Source organism: uncultured Wocania sp. (assembly GCF_964021735.1).
GTDB lineage: Bacteria > Bacteroidota > Bacteroidia > Flavobacteriales > Flavobacteriaceae > Wocania_A.
Genome location: NZ_CAXIBN010000272.1, coordinates 1 through 2,455, shown reverse-complemented (window position 1 = coordinate 2,455; position 2,455 = coordinate 1). Strand labels below are relative to the sequence as shown.

The 2,455-nt window shown below is 31.3% G+C and carries 2 protein-coding genes; one reads left to right on the top strand and one right to left on the bottom strand.

Annotated features, from left to right (window positions below; genetic code table 11):
* Positions 1 to 103 precede the first annotated feature (103 nt).
* The gene (locus tag AADI82_RS14870) at positions 104 to 1,570 is read right to left on the bottom strand and encodes a S41 family peptidase (protein WP_341217196.1); all 1,467 of its coding nucleotides are present in this window, start codon (positions 1,568 to 1,570) and stop codon (positions 104 to 106) included.
* Positions 1,571 to 1,931: 361 nt separating this feature from the next.
* Between AADI82_RS14870 and AADI82_RS14865 the strand changes: the two genes are divergently transcribed.
* Positions 1,932 to 2,441, top strand: coding sequence for a sigma-70 family RNA polymerase sigma factor (locus AADI82_RS14865; protein ID WP_341217195.1), 510 nt, complete (start codon positions 1,932 to 1,934; stop codon positions 2,439 to 2,441).
* The last annotated feature ends 14 nt before the right edge of the window (positions 2,442 to 2,455 follow it).

Below are 2,455 nucleotides of genomic sequence, written 5' to 3'. Positions count from 1 at the left end.
CAGCATAACGCTTGTCTTGTAATAAATGATAGAGTGCTAAAGCTGAGTCTTTACCAGAGCTCCAGTTGAAATAGGTTTTGTGTTTATTCAAAAAAAGAGCTTGTTAGTTATTAAAAAAATCATTTTCAATATACATATCGTTTTCAAATGTTTTGCTAAGAACTTTAGCATCTATTTTTTTAGAAAAAGAGGCTTTCTTTTTAATACTACTTTTAGAGGTTAAGCCTTTAATATCATCTAAGGCGGCTTTTAAAACAATTTCATTTTCATCGCCAAAGGGTAAAATATTATTCCAAAATTGATATTCTTTAACCTCTATTTCTGGTGCAAAACCTTGCGTGTAATCACTCTCACCATTTTTATTAAAAATCTTAAAAACTATGGGTTGCATCGCATTTAAATGACTTGGGTTGGCACTTGCTTTGTTTTGATAATCCGATAAAGGAGAGTCGTACAAGGTAATGGATCCCACGTTTTTACCAAAGGTTGTTGTTCCCACTGTTTTAACAGTAATAAAAGGTTTAAGTCCGTTAATTACCATTTCACTTGCAGATGCTGTATTTTTTGAAGTAAGCACATATAATCTGGAAATTGTATTTAATCTGTTAATGGTTTCTTCACCAGTTTTTTCATTATCTGAATTAAAAATATTGAGTCTGTTTGAAAAATTGTAAAACCCATTTTCATTCTCATGTTTCGAATTAAATTTTAAATCTGCAAACTTATCTTCGCCAGCGTTAGCATAAATCATGCTTGCTAAATAAGACGAGGTAGAAACCGAACCACCGCCATTTAGTCTTAAATCTAGGATTAATTCGGTAATGCCTTCGCTTTTAAAGTCTTGAAAAGCGGCGTTTAGCTCATCGTTGTAAGACGATCTAAATCCATTATAAACCAAATAGCCTACTTTTTTGCCATTAATATCGTTAAATATTTTTTTAAGGTAAACAGGGTTTTCAAAAATAACCTCAGATGATATGGTTTTGTCTTCAATAAATTCTAAACTACCATTGTTTTCAGAGACAAAAGATAGTGTAACGTTATCCCCAAATAATTGTCTTTGTAATTCACTAAAATTACTAGTATTTATAGTGGTTCCGTTAATGGCATTTACAATGTCGCCTCGTTTTATATTAGCGGTTTTTGCAGGGGAATTGTCTGCTACATAACTTATATAGATAATAACATCACCGTTATTATTTATTTGGACTGGTTCGAAATCTATACCAAACGATTTTGAAATCCCTTGAAATTGTTGTTGTAGTACAATATAATCTTCAACAAACCAAGAGAATCTGTCGGTTATACCAATTTGATATCTTAAACTGTTAAAAAAATCTTTAGGGGGATTTACAGAATTTAAAAAAGACGTGTATGCGGCATTATTATCGTCTTTTTCATCTGATAAATTTGGGACATCTTGTTGCCAAAAATACCAAGAATTCATGCCTTTCCAAACAAAATCGTTTATTTGACTTGCAGAGATTAAATTGTCGTCATTATCTTCAAAACAGCTTACAGTAAAGAAAGAAACTATAAGAATTAGAACTAGGGCTTTTACATATCGCATAGCATTATTTTATATAAGTAGTCTATAAAACCCTAAATTTACTTACATTATTGTTTAATAAAAAATAAACATATAAAATTTCGTTGAATGTAATTGTATGGCTTTTATAAATTAAGATGAAAATAGAGATTTACAAAAACTTAACGGATAGGCTCGCGTAAGGGATTGCAGCGGAAAGCCCACAGCGAGGTAGGAGCGAGGACTTGTAGCGAAAAGCCCGACCCGACGGTCGCTGAGGTACTCGAAGCGCAGGGTTACGCCCAAATATTTATTTTTTTTATTTATGATGTAACAAAACAAATAGTTGTTCGTCGTAATATCAAACAGCCCAAATAAGGTTGTTTAACTAAACCAAACCAAAATGACTCAAACAGAGTTTTTAAAAATTGTAATGCCTTTTAAGGACAAAGTATTTCGATTAGCGAAACGACTACTTATATCTACTGAAGAGGCTGAAGATGCAACGCAGGAAGTTCTGTTGAAATTATGGAATAATAAAGCCAAAATTGCTGAGTATAAAAATGTTGAAGCTTTTTCGATGACAATGACAAAGAATTTTTGTTTTGATAAGTTAAAATCTAAACAAGCACAGAATTTAAAAATTGTACATAGTAATTATGAAGCAAAAGAAACAGCATTACAAAAACAAGTTGAATTAAACGATAGTGTTAATTGGGTAGCCAAAATTATTGAAGAATTGCCAGAGCAACAACGCATGATAATTCAATTACGAGATATTGAAGAATACGATTACGATGAGATTGCAAAAATGCTAAATATGAATAATACAGCAGTGCGAGTAAACTTATCGAGAGCAAGAAAAACGATACGAGAAAAATTAACTAATACACATAATTATGGTATTAAATAATATAGAAAAATTAC